The 2,562-nt window shown below is 58.7% G+C and carries 2 protein-coding genes; both read left to right on the plus strand.

Annotation, left to right across the window (positions count from 1 at the left end):
- The first annotated feature begins 115 nt into the window (after positions 1–115).
- Positions 116–1,615, plus strand: coding sequence for an IS21 family transposase (gene istA / locus ACIP1G_RS31925; protein ID WP_182943259.1), 1,500 nt, complete (start codon positions 116–118; stop codon positions 1,613–1,615).
- The gene (gene istB, locus ACIP1G_RS31930; RefSeq protein ID WP_064305084.1) at positions 1,608–2,408 is read left to right on the plus strand and encodes an IS21-like element helper ATPase IstB; all 801 of its coding nucleotides are present in this window, start codon (positions 1,608–1,610) and stop codon (positions 2,406–2,408) included. The genes istA and istB overlap by 8 nt, the downstream gene beginning before the upstream one ends.
- Positions 2,409–2,562: the final 154 nt, after the last annotated feature.

Here is a 2,562-nt window from a genome sequence, read left to right on the forward strand (position 1 = left end):
TGTTGCCGCTGACCGAAAAATGACCCAGTTTCGCCCATTGTGCTGACTGAAAACTGACCCAGGTGTTCCACTGCACCTGCTCATTTTTTGAGCAGGAGAACACAGGGTGATCAGCATGGAAATGATGGGCAAAATTCGGCGGATGTATTTCCGCGACAAGCTGTCGTTGCATGAGATAGCCAAGCGCACCGGACTGTCGCGCAACACCATCCGAAAATGGATCAGAGCACCGGAGTCCAAGCAGCCGGTTTATCAGCGTCGAGCTGTGTTCAACAAGCTCAGTCCCTTTCACGAGATGTTGGAGCAGGCGCTGCGGGCTGATGCCTTGAGGGCGAAGCAACATCGCCGCAGTGCCAAGGCGCTACTGACCATGATCAGGGCTGAAGGCTATGACGGCGGCTACAGCCAGCTCACAGCCTTCGTTCGTCATTGGCGCGGAGAGCAAGGCAAGGCGGTACGGGCATTTGTGCCGTTGGCGTTCGCGTTGGGCGAGGCCTTCCAGTTCGATTGGAGCGAGGAAGGCTTGCTGATTGGCGGTGTTTTCAGGCGCGTCCAGGTCGCGCATATGAAGCTATGTGCCAGCCGAGCCTTCTGGCTCGTGGCCTACCCCAGCCAAGGGCATGAGATGCTGTTCGATGCCCATACCCGCTCATTCGCCGCCTTGGGCGGCGTGCCGCGTCGCGGCATCTACGACAACATGAAAACGGCGGTCGACAAGGTCGCCAAGGGTAAAGGCCGCACGGTCAATGCTCGCTTCATGGTGATGTGCTCGCACTACCTGTTCGACCCGGACTTCTGCAACGTAGCGTCCGGCTGGGAAAAAGGTATCGTCGAAAAGAACGTCCAAGACAGTCGGCGCCGCATCTGGCTGGCCGCCTGCGACAACACTTTCCATAGCTTCGAAGAGCTGAATGCCTGGCTTGCCCAGCGCTGTCGGGCTCTTTGGCACGAGCTGATCCATCCGCAGTACAACGGCCTCACCGTCGCAGAAGTCTTGGAACTGGAGCGCGTCGAAATGATGCCGATGCCGAGGCCCTTCGACGGCTATGTAGAGCGCACGGTTCGCGTTTCCAGCACCTGTCTGATCAACGTGGCTCGCAACCGCTATTCAGTACCCTGCGAGCGTGTTGGACAGTGGGTCAGCAGTCGGCTCTATCCCTCGCGAATCGTCGTGATTGCCGATGATGGTGTGATTGCCAGCCATGAGCGCCTGTTTGATCGCGATCAGGTCAGCTACGACTGGCAACACTACATCCCCCTCATTGAGCGTAAACCGGGAGCCCTACGCAATGGTGCCCCGTTTGCCGATCTACCCAGGCCCCTACGCCTGCTCAGACGCGGGCTGCGGCGGCATCTACAGGGTGACCGAGTCATGACCCAGGTGTTGGCCGCCGTGCCCATCGCTGGCCTGGATGCCGTCCTCGTGGCGGTTGAGCTGGTTTTGGAATCTGGCAGCCTGAGCGCTGACCACATCCTCAATGTCGTGGCCCGTCTGACCGCCCGTGAAGTACCACCCTCGGTCGAAACCAACCTGCAACTGAAGGTGTCCCCTGTTGCCAATACCGCGCGCTATGACCGGCTGCGCAGCACGGATGAGGAGGTGCGGAATGCGTGATCTCACAGAGGAACTCAAAGACTTACGCCTGCACGGCATGGCCGATGCCTGGGCAGAGCTGGCCGCACAAGGCGAATCTTCCACTGCGTCATCGAAATGGCTGATCGAGCATCTCCTTGATCAGGAGCACGCCGATCGGGCAGTGCGCTCGGTACATCATCAGATGAATATGGCAAAACTGCCCATGCACCGTGACCTGGCTGGCTTCGACTTCGGTGTATCCAGCGCTGATGCCCGGCTGATCAAGGAACTGTCCACTCTGACCTTCACCGACACAGCGCAAAATGTGGTGTTCATCGGCGGCCCTGGCACCGGTAAAACGCATCTCGCCACCGCCCTGGCAGTGGCCGGCATCACCCAACATAACAAGCGTGTGCGTTTTCACTCCACGGTCGATCTGGTCAACCTGCTGGAGCGTGAAAAACATGAGGGCAAGACAGGGCGGATCGCCCGAGGACTACTGCGTGCAGATCTGGTAATCCTTGATGAGCTTGGCTACCTACCTTTCAGTCAGAGCGGCGGAGCCCTGCTGTTCCACCTGCTTTCGAAGCTTTACGAGCACACCAGCGTGATCATCACCACCAACCTCAGCTTCGCCGAGTGGTCGAGCGTATTTGGCGACGCCAAGATGACCACGGCCTTGCTCGACCGATTGACACACCACTGCCACATCGTCGAGACGGGGAATGAATCGTACCGCCTGCAAAACAGCACCCTGGTGGCCAAGACCAAGATCCAGGCGAGGGAGCGGAGACGGCAGGATGTCGAGGAAGCGGAGGACGACCCGTTTTGACCTCTTTGGGCTGGCCTTGCTGAGTGCAGGGTCAGCACTTTTACGATGCTGTCGACTGCTAGGCTTATCCACAATTGCCGGGGTCAAAATCGGCAAGCAGCCCTGGGTCATTTTTCAATCGGCAGGGTGGGTCAACTTTCAATCAGCGCCAACA

Source organism: Pseudomonas sp. NPDC089392, from assembly GCF_044749595.1.
Taxonomy (GTDB): Bacteria; Pseudomonadota; Gammaproteobacteria; order Pseudomonadales; family Pseudomonadaceae; genus Aquipseudomonas.